General features: G+C 41.3%; 16 protein-coding genes. 14 read left to right on the top strand and 2 right to left on the bottom strand.

Going from position 1 to position 24,099, the window contains the following annotated elements; all coding sequences use genetic code 11:
• Positions 1-603 precede the first annotated feature (603 nt).
• The 5 genes from PGQ95_RS12810 to ugd all read left to right on the top strand — a co-directional run bounded on the left by PGQ95_RS12810 (position 604) and on the right by ugd (position 9,376).
• Positions 604-3,195, top strand: a complete 2,592-nt coding sequence (locus PGQ95_RS12810; protein ID WP_430918307.1) for a beta strand repeat-containing protein — start codon at positions 604-606, stop codon at positions 3,193-3,195.
• Between the two features lie 255 nt (positions 3,196-3,450).
• Positions 3,451-5,226, top strand: coding sequence for a type I secretion system permease/ATPase (locus tag PGQ95_RS12805; RefSeq protein WP_430918316.1), 1,776 nt, complete (start codon positions 3,451-3,453; stop codon positions 5,224-5,226).
• Between the two features lie 52 nt (positions 5,227-5,278).
• Positions 5,279-6,610, top strand: coding sequence for an HlyD family type I secretion periplasmic adaptor subunit (locus PGQ95_RS12800; protein ID WP_087860461.1), 1,332 nt, complete (start codon positions 5,279-5,281; stop codon positions 6,608-6,610).
• A gap of 23 nt (positions 6,611-6,633) precedes the next feature.
• Complete coding sequence (locus PGQ95_RS12795; RefSeq protein ID WP_430918305.1) at positions 6,634-7,986, top strand: TolC family outer membrane protein; 1,353 nt, start codon at positions 6,634-6,636, stop codon at positions 7,984-7,986.
• Between the two features lie 223 nt (positions 7,987-8,209).
• Complete coding sequence (gene ugd / locus PGQ95_RS12790) at positions 8,210-9,376, top strand: UDP-glucose 6-dehydrogenase (RefSeq protein ID WP_113373500.1); 1,167 nt, start codon at positions 8,210-8,212, stop codon at positions 9,374-9,376.
• Positions 9,377-9,634: 258 nt separating this feature from the next.
• Here the strand turns inward: ugd and PGQ95_RS12785 are convergent, their stop codons facing one another.
• A complete protein-coding gene (locus tag PGQ95_RS12785; protein ID WP_430918303.1) occupies positions 9,635-10,639 on the bottom strand; it encodes an NAD-dependent epimerase in 1,005 nt (334 codons plus the stop codon).
• Positions 10,640-11,604: 965 nt separating this feature from the next.
• Here PGQ95_RS12785 and PGQ95_RS12780 point away from each other — a divergent pair.
• The 8 genes from PGQ95_RS12780 to PGQ95_RS12745 all read left to right on the top strand — a co-directional run bounded on the left by PGQ95_RS12780 (position 11,605) and on the right by PGQ95_RS12745 (position 20,908).
• Complete coding sequence (locus tag PGQ95_RS12780) at positions 11,605-12,372, top strand: ABC transporter permease (protein ID WP_087860464.1); 768 nt, start codon at positions 11,605-11,607, stop codon at positions 12,370-12,372.
• Entirely contained in the window at positions 12,372-13,112 is a 741-nt protein-coding gene (locus PGQ95_RS12775; RefSeq protein WP_045391802.1) for an ABC transporter ATP-binding protein, read from the top strand. Before PGQ95_RS12780 ends, PGQ95_RS12775 begins: the two co-directional genes overlap by 1 nt.
• Positions 13,113-13,123: 11 nt before the next feature.
• The gene (glf, locus tag PGQ95_RS12770) at positions 13,124-14,275 is read left to right on the top strand and encodes a UDP-galactopyranose mutase (RefSeq protein ID WP_113373501.1); all 1,152 of its coding nucleotides are present in this window, start codon (positions 13,124-13,126) and stop codon (positions 14,273-14,275) included.
• The gene (locus tag PGQ95_RS12765; RefSeq protein WP_113373502.1) at positions 14,272-15,162 is read left to right on the top strand and encodes a glycosyltransferase; all 891 of its coding nucleotides are present in this window, start codon (positions 14,272-14,274) and stop codon (positions 15,160-15,162) included. Before glf ends, PGQ95_RS12765 begins: the two co-directional genes overlap by 4 nt.
• A 6-nt stretch (positions 15,163-15,168) precedes the next feature.
• Complete coding sequence (locus tag PGQ95_RS12760; RefSeq protein WP_087860467.1) at positions 15,169-16,305, top strand: glycosyltransferase family 4 protein; 1,137 nt, start codon at positions 15,169-15,171, stop codon at positions 16,303-16,305.
• A 23-nt stretch (positions 16,306-16,328) separates the two neighbouring features.
• Positions 16,329-18,083, top strand: coding sequence for a glycosyltransferase family 2 protein (locus PGQ95_RS12755; RefSeq protein WP_430918300.1), 1,755 nt, complete (start codon positions 16,329-16,331; stop codon positions 18,081-18,083).
• A gap of 166 nt (positions 18,084-18,249) precedes the next feature.
• Positions 18,250-19,419: a glycosyltransferase family 2 protein gene (locus PGQ95_RS12750; RefSeq protein ID WP_087860469.1), complete on the top strand. Its 1,170-nt coding sequence runs from the start codon at positions 18,250-18,252 to the stop codon at positions 19,417-19,419.
• Positions 19,420-19,423: 4 nt separating this feature from the next.
• A complete protein-coding gene (locus PGQ95_RS12745; protein ID WP_087860470.1) occupies positions 19,424-20,908 on the top strand; it encodes a glycosyltransferase in 1,485 nt (494 codons plus the stop codon).
• Positions 20,909-20,958: 50 nt separating this feature from the next.
• Here the strand turns inward: PGQ95_RS12745 and PGQ95_RS12740 are convergent, their stop codons facing one another.
• A complete protein-coding gene (locus PGQ95_RS12740) occupies positions 20,959-22,092 on the bottom strand; it encodes an acyltransferase family protein (protein ID WP_113373507.1) in 1,134 nt (377 codons plus the stop codon).
• 602 nt (positions 22,093-22,694) lie between these two features.
• On the opposite strand from PGQ95_RS12740, the gene PGQ95_RS12735 reads away from it, so the two are divergent.
• Complete coding sequence (locus tag PGQ95_RS12735) at positions 22,695-24,038, top strand: phosphoethanolamine transferase (RefSeq protein WP_430918297.1); 1,344 nt, start codon at positions 22,695-22,697, stop codon at positions 24,036-24,038.
• The last annotated feature ends 61 nt before the right edge of the window (positions 24,039-24,099 follow it).

The raw sequence follows: 24,099 nt of genomic DNA, 5'->3' as shown, positions 1-24,099 counted from the left end.
TCTGACCTTCTGACCTTCTGACCTTCTGACCTTCTGACCTTCTGACCTTCTGACCTTCTGACCTTCTGACCTTCTGACCTTCTGACCTTCTGACCTTCTGACCCTCTGACCCTCTGACCCTCTGACCTTCTGACCTTCTGACCTTCTGACCTTCTGACCTTCTGACCCTCTGACCCTCTGACCCTCTGACCCTCTGACCCTCTGACCCTCTGACCCTCTTACCTCCTGATCACCTACCTCCTGGCCTTTAAGTTCACTCATAATTTAATTCCGACGTCACTAAGGAAAATTAATTTTTTTCATTTTCCATTTTGCAATTATAACCTCTCTCTATATTTTTCACTTTAACCTTATTTCTAATGTGGTTTATTGTTGCTTGAAAAATTTTCTTAATGACCTAATGGAAAATTTTATGCTGTCGATAAAAAAGTTACTGTTTAACTACTAAATTTGGCGGGATTTTGGTTTTTTAATTTGAAGTATTGACGATACTCGTTTTTTAGACTTTTCTTATTATGTGTACTTGGGTGGCAGTCTATCTGCTATTTCTGTACTACAGCTCTGGGCCTAGATTGCTTATGTTCAAATTTTGAGGATACTCAAATGGTTACTCAAGTTCTACTCACGCAAAAAGAAGTAGCAGCGATACAGTATGCGGTGCTCGGTAAGAATACATATAGCGGTGATGCTTTTTTTGATGCAGTAGCGGGGCAGTTTCGCGATGGGTCATTGACCCCTACACAGTATATTTCTAATTTATTAGCTTCTACTGATGGGGTTGCTCGCTACGCTGGTAAGACTGACACTGACATTGTCAAGGCCGTCTACGCATCATTATGGGGGAGCCCTGCCAGCGATGCAGTAGCTCAAACCTATTTATCTAGTGGTAGTTTAAGTTCTGCATTGAATGCTGTTATTAATAATGTTCTAAATTACAATGGGTTCGATTCGGCGACATTACTGGCACAGAACAATTTAGATAATGCTCTAAATGCTGTTATGTTTAAAGATTATGGAACTTCAACCTGGAATACCTGGAGCGTATCTCTAAATAACAAAGAGTTAGTAGAAGCTGCTTATATTGCTCTTGCTGACCGTTCCGCAGATATGAGCGGGTTAAGAGCATGGACTTCATTTCTTACACAGCCTGGAAAAACATACGATTCGCTCTTAAAATTACTAATTAGCTCAGCAGAGTTTCAACGTAAAGGTGCAAACCTGGTTGGTGATGATTACATTAAGCATGTATATAATGGAATCTATGGTGTAGATCCTGATAGTACCGCACTTGCAAAATACAACGCATTGGGTACCGATAAAACTATTATTACGAAGGCAATCATCAACGATTTACGTGGTTCCACAGCTACAGATGTAACAGCTGTAACCAATCAGCATGCCTTTGAATATCAGATTGGTACCGGGTTACTTTATAAAACTAGCGCTGTCCTCAGCGCCAGCGCTACAGGCGGCAACGCCACTGGTACAGTCAATACCAATGCTAGCCATCAGCTCACTAATGCTGAAACTGCGGTTCTGACTAACGCGCAACTCAATGCTAACGTGGCGAGCACCGTTAACCTCAAATTCGCCGATCATTTGGCAAATCTCGAAATTAATGGTTCAAGCGCAGCCACTGTTAACCTGTCCGATAATGGGGTGAACCCTGGGGTAGACATCGTTGTTAACAACGGTAGCGTGATCCTCAATGCCAGTTCAGGCGCTGATGATGTTATTGTGAGCAACCTGGTTAATATGACCACCGCGACGGCTAAGTTTAACCTCGGAACGGGTAACGATACGTTGAAGTGGGCCGGTAACTCTTCTGGCGGGGCAAATACGGTCAGTACGTCTGTCACCGCTGATGGTGGAGTTGGGATTGATACCATTTCGGCTAACTTTATTACGAAAAATGTCGTTATGGGTGGGACTATTCTAAACAGAACTGCGGTCATCACTTCTAACTCCGCGCAATTTAGTAACTTCGAAAAGCTTGACCTTGCTGGCTATATAGGGCAAGCAACTGTTAGCGCTAGTTCTACCGCGCAAGCCCATACATTCGATTTTGGTGTATTAACGGGTAATGCATCCACCGAATCAAGCTTGACTACTCTTCCTTCTAACGTTACTCAGGCAGCAACCTCAACCGTCGGTTCACAGGGATTTGTTCTGTCAGGTCTGGCTAATAACGTCCATGTGATAAATGCGGCAGGTGGTAGTGCTGCGCAACTTGAAGTCACAGGTAATGCGACTGCGGCAAGTAGTGTCGATATTACTTTCCGTCCAGGTATCACCGATCATTTCAATGTTAACTTCACCGCAACCAGTAATAGCGATATCAACGCAGGCTCGCTGGCCCTAAACAGCAGTGGTGCCACTGCGTTGACAACCCTGAATGTCGGCTCGGGTGGTACCGGTAGTTTCGCTAACGCCATCAGCTTGGCGGGAACCGGTAGCCAGCTACAAACCATCAATGTCACCGGCGATCATTTGCTTAATCTAACGGTCGGCACCGGTTATGGTAACCTGGAGACTATTAATGCTTCTGCAAATACTGCGGGGTTGAATCTGGATGCTAATGTGGGGGGAACTGGTAAAGGAATCCTTTATCAACTTCTGACTATTCTTCCTGCTGCAGGTGTGACAACAACAATTATTAATCTGTTAGGGTTAGGTGGTGGGCATAACTTATCGGTTCAAGGAACTAGCGTTGCGGATACCTTTAAGGTTCTCGGTAACACCATTGTTTCAGGTGGTGACGGTGCGAACCTTTACCAATTGAAAGCAAGCACCGTCAACTCTGGTGTGACCATTTCAGATTTTAATAGCGGTAAAGATAGCATTTTTGACACTGCTTCAGGTCTGACTATTAACAATGATGCCACGCATACCCAGGTAGCTGATTATGGTGTACGTACGACTGATGTTGTTGACGCGTTGTTAGGTACATTAGTTGGTGGTGTGGTTGGCGGCGTTGTCGGTTTGTTAGGGCAAATCCTTGGTATTGGTGGGAATGGGGATCTTACTGCTAAGGTGGGTGTAGCGTCAGTTATCTGGACTGATAACTCCCACGAGGCTAGTAACTACCTGATTGTTGATAACAACAACAACCATACTCTGGATGCGAACGATACAGTAGTGTATCTCAACGGGCAAACCCATCAGCAGTTGGTTGATACTTTGCACTACGCTTGAGTGGCGTGATGTGATGGCTGTTTTATAAAAAAAGGGGGAGGATGCTCTTCCCCCTTTTTATTGTGATCTCTGTCGTATTTTTATTAACATTAATTTTCGCATGGATTATGAAAAAATATTTTTTTGGTAGCTTGATATTTTAGTGCTTTCCTATCTATATATTATAAATATCTCCAGCCTGAGTTGTTGGGATCTGATTGCTCTACTGTCGGTAGAGGTGTGGCTGAAGGTACACAAAAATTAAGGGAAAAAGCAGTGGAGCACTATTTACCGCGCAATGAAATTGCGGACGTAATACGCACTCGCAGTAAAATATTCTGGACAGTCGGTGTTTTTACCGCATTCATTAATATCTTAATGTTAGTACCTTCGATTTATATGCTCCAGGTTTACGACCGGGTGCTACCCTCTGGTAATGAAATTACTTTGCTGATGCTAACCCTTATCATGCTTGCCATGTTTGGTATGATGGCATTGCTGGAGTACGTCCGTAGCATGGTGGTCATACGGATTGGCGCGCAGCTAGATATGCGTTTAAATACACGTATTTATACCGCAGCATACGAAGATAATCTCAAAAATAAATCTGCTGATGCCGGGCAAATGCTTAACGATCTTACTAACATGCGTCAGTTTTTGACCGGCAGCGCGCTTTTTGCTTTTTTTGATGCACCCTGGTTCCCGATCTATTTGTTGGTCATTTTTCTGTTTAATCCCTGGTTAGGGTTGTTTGCATTAATTGGCTCATTAATATTGATAGCGCTGGCCGTGGTGAATGAAATAGTATCAAAAGAACCATTGGCTGAAGCGAGTAAGCTTGCGCTGCAATCAGGAAGTCTTGCCAGCACCAACTTGCGCAATGCGGAAGTTATAGAAGCGTTAGGAATGTTGCCAAATATCAAGGGACGATGGTTTAGTTTACATCAACGGTTTCTGAACAGTCAGCGAGTCGCGAGCGAACGAGCTTCTCGTATCAATTCTATTACGAAATTTGTTCGTCTATCCTTGCAATCTTTGGTGCTCGGGCTGGGGGGCTGGTTGGCTATTGATGGTCATATTACCCCGGGAATGATGATCGCAGGTTCTATTTTGATGGGGAGAACGCTTGCTCCGATAGAACAAGTGATTAACGTCTGGAAAAGCTGGAGCTCGGCAAAACTATCTTATGGCCGGCTGGTGAAGTTACTGGATAGTAATCCACCCCGTGGCACCGGGATGTCTCTGCCTAAACCTGAAGGGGTACTGAGCGTAGAAAATGTATCGGCGAAACCGCCTGGCGCGCAGGGTGAGCCGGTACTACACGCAGTGTCATTTAATTTACAGGCGGGTGATGTGCTTGGCATTATTGGCCCTAGTGCATCCGGAAAATCGACCCTGGCACGATTATTAGTTGGGATTTGGCCGGTAAGTGAAGGAATTGTTCGGTTGGATGGCGCTGATATTTATCAGTGGAATAAAGATGAACTGGGGCCGCATATTGGCTATTTACCTCAAGACATTGAATTGTTCGCTGGAACCATAGCGGAGAACATAGCGAGATTTAATGACGTCGATGCTGAGAAAGTGATTGCTGCCGCGAAACTGGCAGGGGTACACGAACTGATTTTACGTTTCCCACATGGCTATGACTCAGTGATTGGCAACGGCGGGAGCGGACTTTCTGGAGGTCAAAAGCAACGTATTGGGCTTGCAAGGGCCTTGTATGGCGATCCCTCGTTGATTGTTCTTGATGAACCGAATTCTAATCTGGATGACGCTGGCGAATTGGCCCTTAATAAGGCTATTGCCTTTCTTCGGGAGCGGCAAAAAACGGTGGTACTGATTACGCATCGAACTAATTTGCTTTCAATGACCAGTAAGTTGTTACTATTGGTCAATGGTAAGGTTAACGCGTTTGGTACCACCCAACAGGTACTTCAGGCTTTGAATAATGCTCAGAGGACTCAGGCAGCACAGCAACAGGCAATGCATGCAGTTAATAGTGAATCGCATGACGGCAACGGGGTTACCCCTAAAACACAAATAAACTAAATAACGGCTTGCCAGATAAAAGCTGCAACTATCTGTTGTTAAAGGGGGGAATATGTCTTCTCAAATGAATCAGTCTTTTAGTGGCGATGTGCCATCAGATTCTACTGATGAGCGGAAATATACGCGTTTTGGTTGGTTGGTGATCGCGATTGGTTTATGCGGTTTCCTGTTATGGGCAGCTTTCGCTCCTCTGGATAAAGGCGTTGCCTCTCAAGGGTCGGTAACTGTTTCAGGAAACCGTAAAACTATTCAATCTCCAACCAGTGGTATTATCAGCAATATCGCGGTTAAAGAAGGGGATAAGGTCAAGGCCGGGCAGGTACTGGTTCAAATGAGCCAGGTGCAGGCACAGGCGCAGGTGGACTCCCTGAAGATCCAATATTACACAACACTGGCAACAGAGGGGCGTTTGTTAGCTGAAAGAGATAATCTGGATGCAATTAAATTCTCTGACGTTTTCAATGCTATCAAAGATAAGCCTCGTGCAGCGGAAATAATTGCCTTGCAGCAACAGCTTTTTATTTCTCGCCGACAGGCATTACGTAGTGAAGTCGATGGTTTTAGGCAGTCAATTGACGGTATCCGTTTCCAGCTCAAGGGATTACAGGATTCCCGGGCGAACAAACAGATTCAACTAAACAGCATCCGTGAGCAGATGACAAGTATGAAACAGCTTTCTGCGGAAGGGTATTTGCCGCGCAACCGTTATCTGGAGGCTCAACGTCAGTTTGCAGAGATCAGTAGCAGCATCGATGAGACGATAGGCAGGATCGGACAGCTACAAAAGCAACTGTTGGAGTCGCAGCAGCGTATCGACCAGCGGTATGCGGACTATCAGCGTGAAGTGAGAACACAGTTAGCGCAAACGCAAATGGATGTAAATGATTATAAAAACAAACTGGATATGGCTAATTTTGAGCTAGGGAATACCGAAATTATTTCGCCAGTTGATGGTACCGTTGTTGGACTGAATATATTTACCCAAGGCGGCGTGGTGGGGGCTGGAGATCACCTTATGGATGTGGTTCCCAGTGAAGCTGCGTTGGTTGTTGATGCTCAATTGAAAGTACAACTAATCGATAAAGTATATACCGGGCTCCCCGTTGAGCTTATGTTTACTGCTTTTAACCAAAACAGGACGCCTAAAATACCTGGTACGGTGACGCTTGTTTCTGCCGACCGTTTAATCGATAAAGCAAATGGGGAAGCTTATTATCAGATGCAGGTAACGGTCACTCCGGAAGGAATCAAAATGCTCCAGGGTGAGGAAATCAAACCAGGGATGCCAGTTGAGGTGTTCGTAAGGACGGGGTCCCGTTCGCTGTTAAGTTATCTGTTTAAACCAATTTTGGATCGTGCGCGTACTTCATTGACCGAGGAATAATCGTGATTTTCATGAAAAGGAAGATGATTAATCTCACCCTTAGTTCGATAGTGTGGGTGGTATCCTCACCGGTGTATGCATTGGGCATTCTGGACGCCTATTCGCTAGCGCTGGAAAAAGACCCGACATTTCAGGCGGCGATTAAAGAAAAGGAAGCCGGGGATGAAGCAAAAAATATTGGACGAGCAGGGTTATTACCAAAAATCTCTCTCAATTATCAGAATGCGCCACGTAATTGGCAGACTCAAAAATATCAGACGAGTGATATTTTTGGCAATGTTAGCGATGTGACTAAACGACAGCAGTACCGCAGTTATGCGGGTTCCGTGACCCTAACGCAACCTCTATTTGATTATGAGGCTTATGCGAAATATAAAACCGGAGTCGCACAAAGTTTGATGGCTGACGAAAAATATCGCAGTAAATACCTCGATCTTGCAGTCCGGGTCATTTCGGCTTACGTCAGTGTTGCATACGCCAAAGATCAAATTGCACTAGCTGAGGCGCAAAAGGCAGCCTATAAAGAACAACTTGCGTTGAATGATCGCCTGATGTCCGCTGGTGAGGGCACTGTGACGGACGTTGCTGAGACTCAGGCACGGTATAGTCTTGCTGAAGCTCAGGTCATCGAGGCTCGAGATGTCTTAGACTCAGCTCAGCGGGAGCTTGAAGTCATCATCGGAATTCCTCTCGATCAGTTAGATGCATTGCAGACGTTACGGCAGGGTAAATTCCAGGTCTCACCGCTACGTTTTACAGCATTCGATGATTGGCAAAAGCTAGCCATGGAACGAAATCCACAACTAGCTTCATCACGTCATGGCGTGGATGCCGCGCGTTATGATGTTGAACGCAACCGGGCTGGTTTTATGCCACAAGTTCAGCTATATGCATCACACTCGGAAAATGATTCAAGCAGCGACAATACGGTAAATCAGAAATATCGAACCGACAGTGTTGGGGTTCAGGTATCAATGCCAATTTATTCTGGCGGGGGAGTTGCAGCCTCGACGAGGCAGGCTGCGGCGCGTTATGGGCAGGCTAAGTATGAACTGGACGCCCAGGTCGGTTCGATTATGAACGACCTTCGTAAACAGTTTAATCAGTGTATTAGTAGCCAGGCTAAGCTCAGGGCCTATGAATTGGCTGTAAAATCGGCGACGACGCAGGTAGAGGCTACACGGCAAAGTGTGCTCGCCGGGCAGAGGGTGAACGTTGATGTGCTTAATGCGGAGCAGCAACTCTATGCTGCACAGCGAGATTTAGCAGAAGCTAAATACACTTATATTAAGGCCTGGATTACGTTGCTTGGAGATTCAGGTACGCTGAGCGAAAAAGATATTATGCAAGTTGCGGGGTACTTCCATCGTTCTTGAGTGAAACTGTGAAGTTCGAAACAGAAAGAGTGTAAAATAGTTTGTTTTTTGCATCTCCGAAACCCGTATCGATACTACGCTTCAATCTGTATGCTCACATGAAGGGGACTTTTAAGACCCGTCCCCGTCTTGACTTCACTATTCGCAAAGAGTAAAACGCCAGCAGTATCCATCATTACTGTGGCGATTTGCCATCACCCGTTAACTGTAGAAGTGTTGCTCTATGAAAATTACTATTTCCGGTACAGGCTATGTTGGTTTATCGAATGGTGTTCTGATTGCCCAGAACCATGAAGTGGTCGCTTTGGATATCATTCAGGCCAAAGTAGATTTGCTTAACCAGAAAATTTCACCTATAGCAGATAATGAGATCCAACAATATTTAACGGAAAAAAAGCTTAATTTTCGTGCAACAACAGACAAACTCGATGCGTATCATGACGCTGATTACGTTATTATAGCTACGCCGACAGATTATGATCCCAAGACAAATTACTTCAATACGTCTTCTGTTGAGGCTGTCATCCGTGATGTGACTGCTATCAATCCGAAAGCTGTTATGGTTATAAAATCAACGGTCCCAGTTGGTTTCACTCGCGGCATAAAAGAGCGCCTTGGAATTGAAAATATCATTTTCTCGCCGGAGTTTCTCCGCGAGGGACGGGCTTTGTACGATAATTTATATCCATCGCGAATTGTCATTGGTGAGCGTTCTGCTCGTGCTGAGCGATTCGCAGACCTATTGAAAGAAGGTGCGATTAAGAAAGACATTCCGACCCTTTTTACTGATTCAACTGAAGCTGAAGCTATTAAGCTCTTTGCTAATACTTACTTAGCACTACGTGTTGCCTATTTTAATGAGTTAGACAGCTACGCTGAAAGCCAGGGGCTAAACAGTAAACAAATTATTGAGGGTGTATGTCTGGATCCGCGAATTGGTAATCATTACAACAATCCCTCTTTTGGCTATGGTGGGTACTGCTTACCGAAAGATACCAAACAGTTGCTGGCGAATTATGAGTCGGTACCCAATAATATTATTTCGGCAATTGTTGATGCAAATCGCACGCGGAAAGATTTTATTGCAGACTCCATTCTGGCGAAAAATCCGAAGGTTGTTGGTGTGTATCGGTTAATTATGAAGAGCGGCTCTGATAATTTCCGTGCTTCCTCTATTCAAGGTATAATGAAAAGAATAAAAGCGAAAGGTATACCTGTAATTATTTACGAGCCAGTGATGAAGGAAGATGAATTTTTTAACTCGCGTGTTATTCGCGACCTTGATGTTTTTAAGCAGGAGTCGGATGTAATTATTTCTAACCGCATGGCAGAAGAATTGGCGGATGTGAAAGATAAAGTGTATACGCGAGACCTATTTGGTAACGATTAAATTCTAATAACGGCAGGTGGTTTGCAAAATTACCTGCCTTAATTTTTATGATGAGAAAAACGCAGCATCATTATGTGCTGAAATAAAATACTAATGCTACCGTGGCATTTACGAGACTATCTCTGTATTCTACATCGAAAGATATCCCTGTCGAATTAGAAGTATATAACGTTGAGGAAACTACTACTCTGATTACACTATGGGCTGTTAATATACCGCAATCGGTGGATTGCGGTAAAAACAGAAGATAAGAAATTATCAAATTGCGTAGTAGTCTTTATACCACTCCACGAAGTTTTTCACGCCTTGCTTGACCGTAGTTTGCGGCCTGAAACCAACCAGATCATACAGCGGTTGAGTTTCAGCGCTTGTTTCCAGAACATCGCCTGGCTGCATCGGCATCATGTTTTTCTTAGCTTCCATACCCATAGCTTCTTCAAGCGCGGTGATGTAGTCCATTAGTTCAACCGGCGAGCTATTGCCAATGTTATAGACCCGATAGGGGGCAGAACTGGTTGCCGGAGACCCGGTTTCTACCGTCCAGTCCGGATTTGGCTGCGGAATGACATCCTGAACACGAACAACAGCTTCAACTATATCGTCAATATAGGTGAAGTCTCTTTTCATTTTTCCGTAGTTGTATACGTCGATGCTTTGACCTTCGAGCATGGCTTTTGTGAACTTGAATAATGCCATATCCGGACGTCCCCATGGGCCATAGACGGTAAAAAACCGCAGACCGGTTGTTGGAATCCCATAGAGATGCGCATAAGTATGCGCCATCAATTCATTAGCTTTTTTGGTTGCCGCGTAAAGCGATACTGGGTGATCTACCGAATCATCGGTTGAGAACGGCATCTTACGATTTAAACCATAAACGGAACTGGATGACGCGTAGACCAGATGCTCGATTTTAGTATGGCGACACCCCTCAAGGATATTCAGGAACCCCATCAGGTTGGCGTCAGCATAAGCGTGCGGGTTTTCCAGTGAGTAGCGTACGCCGGCTTGCGCGGCAAGGTGGATTACGCGATTAAATTCCTCTCTAGAAAAAAGCTGCTCCATGTTAACCCGATCGGCGAGATCAATTTTGTGAAAACTGAACAAAGGCGTTTTCAGAAGATCCAGGCGGGCTTGTTTGAGGCTCACATCGTAGTAGTCATTCATGTTGTCGATCCCGACAACCTCATGACCAGCTTCCAGCAGGTGTTTACATACATGGAAGCCGATGAAGCCAGCAGCGCCAGTGACTAAAAATTTCATTTATATCCTCCAGGATCATGATGTCCCACTACTTATAGGCGCCTATTTTACACAGGGGGGAGGTAACGATCATCTTGTTTACTGGTTGGCTTGGAAAGGACGGGGAGAATAACATTTAAAGCTAAACCGCCCGGTAAAGCGCACGCCATGTCCAATTATGAGAGTGAAAATTATTCTCATTGGTGAGCAAGTTTTCTAAGTTGTAACAAACGTTTAAATGGCATTGTACTTACCTGGTGTATGTATCTTCTTTGCCAGTCAATCCTGCTTTTTCGCTTTTAATCTTATAGGCCGGGAGTATACTATGCTGCTGTTTCATTCATATGGTATTCGCTTGAGAAGCTCACATTGCAACTTTCTGATTTTATTACCATAATAGACAAGTATACCACTAACATTAATGATGCTGCCGAATGGGGCAACTCACTTAAAGTTAAGCATCTCCGTTGCCAGGTCCGTTGTCTGAAATGAGACTAACCTGATGGCAAGTTGCCTCTAAAGCAGAGAGAGTGACCGCTCTCAGATTGAGCTCAAGAATGATGCTTGAGATAGAGCGAGTTCATAGGCTCTTGCGGTAGTATTTAGATTGTAATGCATTGAAGTTTATGAAGATTTATAAAATTCTAGACTTGTTCTGCGCGCTTTGGTTGCGATAGCCAATGGCGGTAGCGTGTCTCTGATTGGTGAGATAGATGGCTGAAGCAGGTCAAAATGAGAAAGCTAATCATTTGTGGCCGTATAGTTCCCCCCGTAACATACTCTAAATGATGGTGTATAGTACGCTATTATGTGGAACTGCGTATGGTTGCTGAGAAGGGTTTATCCATACAGTGGGTTAAAAGGCAACGGCCGCTTTTGGTAACTATATAATAATTATGTTGATATTATAGCTATGCACTATTTCCTCCGAGGTAATAATGGTGAGTATGGTTGCGTGGTCGATTTCAAAAAAATGAGTGCAAATAATGAAGTTTAAATTAGGATATTTATTTGATCTACTTGTTGTGATAACTAATAAAGATTTAAAAGTTCGCTATAAAAGTAGCATCTTTGGATATTTATGGTCTATTGCAAACCCTTTATTATTTGCGATGATTTACTATTTTATTTTTAAAATGGTAATGAGAGTACAAATTCCAAATTATACCGTTTTTCTAATCACTGGATTGTTCCCATGGCAATGGTTTGCAAGTTCAGCAACCAATTCATTGTATTCATTTATCTCCAACGCGCAGATTATTAAGAAAACAGTATTTCCACGCTCGGTTATCCCTTTGAGCAATGTAATGATGGAAGGGTTACATTTCTTGTGTACAATTCCTGTAATTGCAGTATTTCTTTATATTTATGGTATGTCGCCATCGCTTAGTTGGTTCTGGGGCATTCCGTTACTGGCGATCGGTCAAATTATTTTTACATTTGGATTTGCTCTAATTTTCTCAACGCTAAATTTGTTTTTCCGTGACCTGGAGCGATTTGTCGCTTTAGGTATCATGTTGATGTTCTACTGTACCCCGATACTCTATAATTCCGATATGATCCCGCAACAATTTACCTGGATCATTGATTATAATCCACTGGCTAGCATGATTATGGCCTGGCGAGATCTGCTTATGAATGGCAACCTGGATTATGTGCATATCACTTATCTATACTCATCAGGCATGGTTGTATTGCTGCTAGGGGTGTGGGTCTTTAATAAATTAAAATATCGATTTGCAGAGATTTTGTGATGACAGCTGTTATTGAATTTTGCAATGTAACAAAAGAGTATCCTCTATATCATCATATTGGCTCTGGCATTAAAGATCTGTTTTTTCATCCGCGTCGGGCCTTTAATTTGCTAAAAGGTCGCAAATATCTGGCGATCGAAAATGTGTCATTCACCGTTAATAAGGGTGAATCAGTTGCATTGATTGGTCGCAATGGCGCAGGCAAAAGTACTACCCTTGGTCTCGTTGCTGGTGTGCTAAAGCCAAGTAAGGGCGAGGTTAAAGTTGTCGGACGCGTGGCTTCGATGCTGGAGTTGGGAGGCGGTTTTCATCCGGAACTGACCGGGCGCGAAAATATCAAACTTAATGCCACCTTACTGGGGTTACGCAGAGCAGAAGTAAACAAGCGGCTTGATAAAATTATCGAGTTCTCAGAGCTAGGCGAGTTTATTGATGAGCCTATTCGCGTATACTCTAGTGGCATGCTGGCGAAACTAGGCTTTTCAGTAATTAGTCAGGTTGATCCAGATGTATTGATTATCGACGAAGTCCTTGCGGTTGGTGATATCGCATTTCAACGCAAATGCATTGAAACAATCAATGAGTTCAGAAAACGTGGGGTAACAATCCTGTTTGTTAGCCACAGCATGAAAGATGTCATGCAGATTTGCGATAAAGTTGTGTGGGTTGAAAATCATCGGTTGAAAGCGATCGGTGAGGCAAGCTCAATTGTTGATGAATATGTAGCCTCAATGGCTTGATGGAAAAACTAATGCAGAAGAATGTACTTATTGTCGGCGCAGGATTTTCAGGCGCGGTTATTGGTCGCTTATTGGCTGAAGCTGGTCATCAGGTGACGATTATTGACAGCCGGCCGCATGTTGCTGGTAACTGCTATAGTGAGCGGGATAGTGAAACCAATGTTATGGTTCATACTTATGGCCCTCATATTTTCCATACTGACAATGCTGAAGTTTGGGAGTACATCAATCAATATACGGAGATGATGCCTTATGTGAACCGGGTGAAGACGACGGTCAATGGGCAAGTCTTTTCCTTACCAATCAACTTACACACAATTAATCAGTTCTTCCATACAACGTGCTCCCCAACCGAAGCGCGTAAATTAATTGATGAGAAGAGTGATAAAACGATAGAAGAACCTGCAACATTTGAAGAGCAGGCACTGCGTTTTGTCGGCAAAGAACTATATGAAGCCTTTTTTAAAGGTTACACCATCAAACAGTGGGGAATGTCTCCGTCGGAGCTCCCGGCTTCAATTCTTAAGCGTCTGCCTGTACGATTCAATTATGATGATAACTACTTTAATCATAAATATCAGGGAATGCCAAAAGACGGCTATACGGTAATCGTTGATAAGATATTAGATCACAAAAATATTACTGTGGCTTTAAACACCCAGTATGATGAGACCACTCGTGGCGAATATGATCATGTATTTTATAGTGGCGCGCTGGATGGTTTTTATAAATACGATATGGGGCGCCTGGGCTATCGTACCCTGGATTTCGATGCTTTCCGAACCGAAGGTGATTATCAGGGATGTGCGGTAATGAATTATGGTGAGCAAAAAGTGCCTTACACCCGTATTACTGAGCATAAATACTTTGCTCCATGGGAGAGTCACGAGAAATCAATCTGCTACCGCGAATTTAGTCGAGCATGTGAGCCTGAGGATATTCCATACTACCCAATTCGACAGGTAGGTGAGATGGCCATGCTGCAAAATTACCTCGATCGCGCTGAAAAAGAAGCAAATATTACCTTTGTTGGTCGTCTGGGGACATACCGCTATCTTGATATGGACGTAACTATTGCTGAAGCTCTGGAAACGGGAAGAACTTATCTTAAGTCATTAGAACAGAATTCAGTGATGCCTGTATTTACGGTTAAAGTCAGATGAATGTAGCTGCTCTAATCGTCACTTATAATCGGTTAGAAAAGTTAAAAACAACAATTGAGGCAACGCTGGCGTTGCCTTTTCAGTATATAGTTGTGGTTAACAATGCATCAACCGATGATACTCAAGCCTATCTTGATTCTGTTTGCGATGAGCGAGTTAAAGTTTTACATCGAGAGGTGAATGATGGTGGGGCTGGCGGTTTTAAATACGGAGCGCAATGGATAACGCAAAATTTGAACACTGATTGGGTTCTGTTTTACGATGACGATGCATATCCGAATCATAATTTTGGCGTTGCGTTTCAGACCCTTGACCTATCAATTGAAAATGTTTATGTCTGCACGGTGGTGGATACTTCAGGCAATTACTGTAAAATGAATATACCCTGGAAGAAAATTCCTAATGGCATTTTGGGTAATATAGCTTACAGAACTAATCCTGCACGTTTTATTCCTGACGGCCATAAACAAGAGACCGTGGTGAGTGTTTCATTTGTAGGGATGTTGATTAGTCAGGAAACACTAAAGAAATCTATATCGTTTATATATGATGAGCTTTTTATCTATTATGACGATGTTTACTTTGGTCATCATCTGGTTCTACTGCATACACCTATTATATACCTTCCTGAATTATGTATTGTCCATGATATTGATACTACGAATAAATTAATTGCGCCATGGAAATTATATTATTTAAGCAGAAACCTTATCTTGTCCCGTAAAATATTCCAGGATGATTCGCCTTTCACCTTGTTTGATGTTTCATTAAGATTATTGAAATATATATTTACAGCATTGAAACATGACAAGCGGAAAGAATGTATGATTAATGTCTATAATGGAATCAAGGATGGTTTCTGGAAGCCAAAAGGTAGAGGTGCATAATCCGCTATGAAGAAGAAGTTATGCTATTTTGTAAACTCTGCCTGGTATTTTGAGCTTCATTGGCTAGAAAGAGGAATTGCTGCTTTAGATAATGGATATGATGTCTATGTTGTTGCTAATTTTTTAGATGATGCAATTTCAGATAGACTTTCTGCATTAGGATTTCACTGTATCAATAGTCAAATTAATGAGAAAAGCATCAATCCATTTGCTTTTATCAAAGGCTTTTTAAATGCCTCGAAGATATTGAAAACGATTAATCCTGACATCCTTCATTGTATTACGATTAAACCCGGTATTATAAGTTGCCTGTGGGCAAAATATCATAAAACTAAACTTGTTTATAGTTTTGTAGGTTTAGGGCGGGTATTTGAAAGTGAGCAACTCATTTTTAAAATATTACGTTGGTTGGTGCTTAGATTGTATCGATACTTGTTCTCAAATGTCGATTGTAAAATCATATTTGAACACCGAGAAGATAAAAGGAAAATACTTTCTCTGCTAGGAATCAAAGAAGAGAAGGCAAAGGTCATTGACGGCGCTGGTGTTAATACCAGTTATTTTTCTTACCAGCAAGAGCCGAAATTGACACATGGAACAATACTTTTTGCCAGCCGCATGCTACACAGTAAAGGATTACTTGACCTCATTAAGGCGAAAAGAATCCTAAAGTTAGAAGGGATAGATTGTACCATCCACGTAGCAGGTATTATCGTTGAGAATGACGACGATGGAATTACCTTGGGGCAAATAGAAAAATGGCACGCAGCGGGAGATATTGTCTGGTTAGGTACTCGAGATGATATTAGAGAATTGATTGCTGGGGCAAATATTGTTGCTCTTCCTTCTGTATATCCCGAAGGTGTACCACGAATTCTGCTTGAGGCTGGTGCCGTGGGTAGAGCTTGTGTTGTCTATGATAATGGTGGGTGTAACTCACTAATTAAAGACGGCTATAATGGTTATATAGTTGAACGCAAAAATGTCAAAGAACTGGCCGCGAGAATTAAAGCATTGATAAATGAAGATGATGACAGACAGAAAATGGGTATCAATGCCAGGGAAAATATTGTCAATCATTATACATCAGAAATTGTTATTGATAAAACATTACAAGTATATGAAGAACTGTTCCAGCGCTGAAAAATAATGATACGGTTAGGTCTATGAATAATAGTATTTCGTTACAGTCATCAGTATTCCCTGATATACACCACCGTGAAATTAGCGCTCTGTATTTTTTATCTGATAATGTATCTACATGCGTTAATGATGCAGGGTACGTTAGGGTATTTAAGAATCAAGAAGTTTGTTTTGATACTTTTTATAATTCATTTGATCTCCAAAAATGGTCTAAATACACAACGGTTAATCAGCTTGGTTTTAAAATTGATGTTGTTGGTAGAGGTATTGCCACTATTTTCTTCAAAAACCATGATGTATTAAAGAAAGTCTTTCAGCGCGAAGTTGAAGGGGCAGTCACAATAGATAATCTAGAATTAAGTGAATGTCTTGACGGTAGGCTTTATTTTTACTGGTCGTCAATTGATGATAGTGAAATCAGGAGTTTTTCTTTTACTACATATGGGGCAGTAGAGGATTTTGGTAAGTTAGCGATTGTCATCACTACTTATAATCGACAGGCAGCATTATTATCGACATTGTCGAGATTTGAGGAGAACTTATTTGCCGATAGTGTCGGTCAGTCAAAATTTAATGTATATGTTATAGATAATGGGTGCAATTTAGATTTAGAGCCAGGACCTAATGTTACCTATATAAAAAATAAAAACATGGGGGGGGCCGGTGGTTTCACCCGCGGTTTATTTGAGGTGAAAAAGAACAATAAAGAAACTTATTGTATCTTTATGGATGATGACGCATCCTGTGAAATTGAAAGTATCAAAAGAGCATATTGGTTCATGTGTTTTTCAAAAAACGATGAACAGATGATTGCAGGCAGTATGCTATATGAGGATAAACCTCAGACAGTATACGAGGCCGGCGCTATTTATCCTTACAAGCAGATACGAATGCGACCCTTAAAAAACGGTGTTGATGTTTCAACACCAGGCGGGCTTGATGTGTTTAATCAAGAGGACCGACAGGCCAATTATGCCGCATGGTGGTTCTGCGCTTTTAAAGTATCAGCGGCAAAACACTATGCTTTTCCGTTCTTTGTCCGTGGCGATGACATTTTATTCGGAGTAATGCACGCCTACCCGATCGTGACTCTCAATGGCATTGCATCGTGGCAGATGAATTTTAATCAAAAATATAGTGCATTAGTTGAATATTTAAGCGTCAGAGGGTTGCTGGTCCCGGCGTTTGTATACCCGTCGCCAAAGAAAAGAAGACAGATAGCTTTTTGGATATTAGCAAAAGTGCTTTTACTATGCTTTTCCTACCGATATTCTTCGGCCGAGGCTATCATCGAAGCTTATTTAGATGTGATGAAAGGTGGTGATTTTTGGATTGACGATCCTGATGCTGAAAAAGCTCGTAGACGGATTAGTGAGTTGTCGAAAGATGAACGCCCTGGAGAAGTAGCGGATGGCAAGGCCGTGAAAAAAACGGACCGTAATGGACCTGAGCCTAAATGGGCTAAGATACTCAGGCTGTTTCTTCTCAATGGTCATTTGGTTCCTAAGTTTATCACGTCTGGAAATAGTGTACGAATACCGAACACGGAAATTCATCCGACAAAACAGGTTTTTTTGAATACTGAAGTTTACTATGAAACTACTGACGGTAGTTTTATTGTACTGAAACAAAATAAATTACGCTGTGCTAGATTGATAATTAAAACACTATGGGTCATTAGCAAAGGGTACTTTAATTATAATGCTGTTGCAGAAGAGTATGGAAATAAGATTTCATACTTTACATCTGAGACTTTTTGGAAAAAATACTTTATTTAAATATTGACTGCTTTGGTCTTTATTCTTAATGATAATGTTGTTACAGTTAATTATTTCTTCTTACGGGTAAGAATTAGAGTTATATTTATACGAAAGATATACATTTTGATTTGGTTAGGTTATAAAATCTAGCCTGAAGTTAAATATATTCATACAAGAGACAGTAATGAGCGACATGATAGTTTGTGATACTCGACAATCGAAGGTTATACCAAAATTGTCTATTATTGTACCAGTCTATAATACCTCTGGTTTTGTGGAGAAGACTTTATCTTCATTTGATAAAAATGGTAATGATCAAATAGAAATTATCATTGTAAATGATGGTAGTACTGACAATAGTGTCGAAGTTGTTCAGCAGTGGCTTGATACCTATAAAGGTAATGCAGTTTTCATATCCCAGGAAAATAAAGGACTATCAGAGGCCAGAAACACGGCCTTACGCTATGCGAATGGCCAATATATTTCTTTCTGCGATAGCGATGATTGGTTAAATGAAAAAGCTGTTCTGGATTCGCTGAAGTTTGCTGAGTCTGACGATCTTGATATTGTATTATATCGTTCATACGTGTATGACAACCAAACTAAAGACTCCTACCCATTCTATGATGCGGCGACGTGGGATTATATTTTAGGCGGTGAACTTAAGAAGACTGTTAATATTGCAGCATATCCGCAAATTCTCAGCCTTGAACCAAATACGAACAACCGTATCCTTAAGAAAGAGTTTTTTGACAAGTATATAACTATCTTCCCAGTGGGTATTCATTTTGAAGATGTTACCCCGCATATTGTAAGTCTGGTTAACGCAACAAAAATTGGTATGATAGATACTGTCGGCTATTTTTACCGAGTTAATCGCGAAGGGAAGATTACAGATCAAAAAAGCGAAAAGCGATTTGATATCATTAAGACAGCGAAAGAGTTATTGCAAAAGCCTGAAGTTACGGGCCTCAATGCTTATCAGCAATATTGTGTGATGTCGCTAATATTCAAAATGATTTTCTGGTGTGGACGATATACAACTCTGAGCGACAGACGGCGTTACTTCCAGCAAGGTGTGGATCTATTTTCGGCATCGAATCCGGTTGTGCGTTCGCGTTTAAAAACATCCTTAGGCTTTGCGGAACGTAACAGAGAGTTCATTCTCATGTTGGCGTTTTTCAATGGTGCTACGGATTTCCTCACTGAGTACAGTACTGGTAAGCAAACGCTGTCAACAAAATTTAAATTGTTGAAGGCTATTTCAACTGCAAACATTGATGTCAATAAATTGATCTTCAAAAAAGCTTTGCGTTTTGCAAAAAACAAGTTCGGAAAACGGGTAGTGGGTTAACAAAATGATCAATAGAACACAATTGAATGCATATCTAAATAAACTACCTTCAGCAATTAGCCATGATGAGCTAGCACAACATAAGCATATTATCGAGCGCAGTTTTTTTGGCGTAGATTTGTTTTCTTGCGAAAGTGATGTTTTGGCTTTTGTGGGGACTTATACCGGTCTTGAAATTCTGGTCGCATTCTATAACAGCAAGCCGCGCGCGATTATTGTTGTTGAATCTAATGCAAGCAAATTTAAGCGTATTCAGGAACTATTAAACAAAAACCCTGAACTGAAAGATCGTGTCTACCTGTTTGATAATTTCTCGAACCCCGAAATTAATGAATTGATTGGAGAGCGGCACGTTAGTGTACGTATTTCTCTTCCGGCCTTTAGTCGGGCAGCTTTGGAATATGTCACTGCGCAGTGGAAACTTGACCATATTTGTGGTGAATTTAACCAATATGATATTGATCCATTGATTGTTTATCGCCAATGCGCGCGTGCGGCGGATACTTTTTACTGGCGTATCCAGGATCAACACCAGCCTCTTACGGGTAGCCGCCAGAAGTATGAGTATGAAGTTTCAGTCGTCGTACCTGCATATAATATCAGCGCCTATATAGACCAGTGCATAGAGTCACTGGCTAATCAGTCCATTGAGAATATTGAGATTTTAGTCGTCGATGACGGTACGCCGGATGATTCCGGTGAGAAAGCTGACGCCTGGGCGGCGAAATACCCAGGTAGAGTGAAAGTCATCCATAAAGTAAACGGTGGTTGCGCGACAGCGCGAAATGCCGGCGTTAGCCAGGCCAAAGGCCAATATATTGGTTTTGTTGACGGCGATGATTGGTGCGATCTTCAGATGTATGAAGATTTGTTCCGTGCAGCGGTGATGAAAAATGCTGATATTTCCCAGTGTGGCTATAAAGAAGCTTACGAGACTGGTGAAATAGTCAAGTTCCCACTGGACATCAATCTCACTCGCCTGGATTTGTTACGCGAACGCCCAACGATGTGGCGTCGTATTTACTCTGCCGACATGCTGAAAAACAAAGGCATTTCTTTCCCTGAGCATATTCGCCGGTTTGATGATTTACCTTTCCAGTTCGAGACTTTTTTAAACGCTAAGATTATTGCTAATATACCTTTTGATTATTACTATTATCGTCAAGGGCGCTTAGGTCAGGATATTTCTGTGCGGGATGACCGACTTTATGTTCATTTCCCTATTTTTGATTGGATCTACAGTCGTAACTCAGATACGTTCAACTATGATGAAGAACGTAAATTATTTGAGTTAGAACTCGATGTCCATTTCTGGGCGTGGAGTGTGATTGAAGCCAAATTCAAGGATGAGTATTTTAAACAGGTCCTGGCACAAATTTTTGTATCCAAAAAGATTCTGTCAAAATTTGATATGCTGGTAATAGCCAAAAATAAAGGAAGAGAAAGGTTTATGTTTTATTTAAAGCTACTAAAAGCTAAAACATTTTAACTTTTCTGTTTTACTAAAAGCCGCGAAAGATTTCTTTCGCGGCTTTTTTTTTACAATTCGCTGGCTCTCATATTCAACTTGTCGCCAACTAAGGATGCGATTTTGGTTGAAGGTTTATCAACAAATGTATAGCCCAGCCATGAGATAAGCACGCAACATAATAAACTGACTAATGTGCTTATTATACTGGCAAATTGGTTAGTAATACCTGCATCATGTAAATAAACAAATAATGCCGTTCCAATACTCATGATAATAGGGATATGAAACACATATAAGGAAAATGATATCTTACCCAGAAAAGTAAATACAGGTCTGGACAGATAATTTGAAAGTATTGATGATGTATTTGCTATTAATAATAAAACTACTGCTGCGATTGAATGACAGAATGTGGCTAAACCTTCTTTACTAAAACCAGTGAGTTCATTTAAGAAGTTAATTTCAATTGTCCACGGATTTTCTGTTGCAAGAACAATTGTCAATATACTGGCTGGAAGAAAAAACTTAGGTTCAAGCTTTATGTTATATACCAAAATAGTACCGCCAATGATAAATAGTATCAAATAGCAGCCAAGTGTCGGTTCAATCAGATAGATAAGTATTGCTGATATAATGATGTGGGCACCTTTTTTTTTGACAAAAAATAATGCGGCATAGAGATACAAAAAGAGTGATCCCATTAACTCTATTTTAATCGTCCAGAGGGGGCCATTATAGGATGTATCACCTATGTAAGCAGAATACAGTCCATTGTATATAGCGCCAGTTAGTGTGAGTTCTGATTGATAGTTAGATTTTAACCACTCGTGTCCACCTACGATCGCCGCCATGTCGACATTATGGAAGCCAATCGTATTTTGTAAAACAACAGCCAGAATGACTGAAGCGAGTACCAGTGGGGTAAGTCTAAAGTATCTTTTTATAAAACTTTCTTTAAGATAAGAAATGTCGTTTTGCCGCTTATAAAAGCCAATGAGCAACACATAGCCACTCATCACGAAAAATAGACAAACTGAGAAGTTCCCATCCAATATTCTTCGATATATCTGCCACCATACTGAGTTTTGCGAATATAATCCATTTGGCGATACCAGCACCCCCATAAATACATCCATATGGTAAAGCACGACGACAAGCGACGCGACTCCGCGGAGTCCGTCGAGATGTTTATAATGTTGCAAGTGAGACCCCGTAGCCTGTTTGGCTTTATTTTTGTTGTGATTCCATAATCAACGCGTCAAGTAGGAGAACCTGACGGTATTTGTTTATATTACCACACTGATGTTAACTGATAGTTATTTTTTTGTTGTTGTGATCGGTTTCACGATTTTGGATTTAACATTAAATTTGCTTAAGTATGTGAAATTAAGCCCGGAGTGCAGCTCCCGTCATGCCGGATAAATTATTTTTAAACGCTTTCATTATCCAGGATCAATGGAGTGATATTTGTCAGTGAGATTCAGTGTGTTAAAATAGCAACATTACAATGCACAATAATAAGTTGCTTTATTTCGGAGTTTGCATGAGCGTTTTTCTTAGATGTTTAGAGTATATAAAAACCAGACGTTTTTTATATTTTATACTGTTTTTTCTGTCCCTTGTATTGTGTTGGTTTGAACCTACAAACATATTTTTTACCACTTTTTTCTCTGTCTTTATTTTCTTGCGTTTGATTTTTTGTATTCGTAATAAAATAATTAGAAATAGTCTGGTTGTTTTTGTTTCATTGATCACATTCCTGACTTATTTTATCTATCAAAAATATGGTGGACTATCTACCAGTATGGTTATGTCAACCTTCGGGGTAGGCCTATCCGTTTCATTAGGTACAGTGCAAACGTTTGGTCTCAAATTCCTTGTGGGTTTCCTTTTCATACTTTTTGCGCTCTCACTGTTATCGATTAAAATACCGAAGGCACGCTACTCTGTTAAAGAGCGCGTTGTTTTGACTATTAGTCTTATTCTTATACTTTCGAAACCCGTGATCGATGGTGTTAGTTTTTGGGGTACAAAATTCTTTATTAACAATCTCGAATATTCACCAACTTTTATTTCGCAGCCATACATCGATCAGTACAAGATTTTTTTTGGACCTCTTGTTTCCTCAGTGTCGATTATCGCTGAAAATATAGTTGATGATGTTAAATACAAAAAAATAGAACATAAAGAATATCCTTCTTATATTAAAACAGAGACTGAAGGTAGCAAGAACATTATTTATGTCATCGGCGAATCATCGAACCCTGGACGCTATGGCATTTATGGCTATGGAAAAGATACTACGCCAAACTTATCGCAGATGGATAGAGATGGACAAATATGTGTCGTTAATAACGTTCACTCACCGGCTGCGCAAACACGACTTGCAGTACCGATGCTGGTTTCTTTTGAAACTCCCTTGCAGCGCGGCAACTTGTTTAAATTTAAGAATCTTATCGAGATGGCACAATTGCAGGGCTACCACACGTACTGGTTCGACTCTCAGATGCAAAACAACATGTGGAACAAGCCTTTCGGTTATCTGGCAAAATATGCTGAAGTACTGCAAACTCCGGAAGATAATAATACCCGTTTCCCAGTTAACGAGGGACAGGATGAAAAGTTATTACCGGCAATCAAGCATTATTTTAAGCAATCGCAAGAGAGAAATTTTTACGTCATTCATTTGATGGGTAACCATTTGCCTTATTCTGACCGTAGGGGGGAAGCGGACAACCCAATGGTTGATGACTATGATGCGTCTATTTATAGCGTCGATGATACCTTAAAGAGTATTTTTACCCTTGCTGATACCTATCTTAAAGATTACAAGTTGGTTTATGTATCAGACCATGGGGAAGTTGTTGGTCAGGGGCATGGTTTCCCATCCAGCGATAATGAGATGTATAAAATTCCATTGTTAATGAATGATACCTCCTGGTGTGCGAAGGCTGAAAAATTGCGCAGCAACAACCACTACTTCTCATCTGATTTAACCAAATTTCTGGTGTTAGAAATGATGGGCTATGCTGTTTCTGATGAGCATATGAAAGACGCGGTAAAAAATTCTGATTTCGTGCTGAATGAAAAAGAAGACGCTATTCGTTTCTCTGAATTAAGGGATGTGCCCTTACCGCAACATCCTTAATAGACGGTTAAAACATTGACTCTGGTTTAAATGGTCATCACATTAAACCAGAGTCTCTTTT

The organism is Klebsiella sp. 141240, assembly GCF_050600805.1.
Taxonomy (GTDB): Bacteria; Pseudomonadota; Gammaproteobacteria; order Enterobacterales; family Enterobacteriaceae; genus Klebsiella; species Klebsiella aerogenes.
This window is presented reverse-complemented; position numbering and strand designations above follow the sequence as displayed.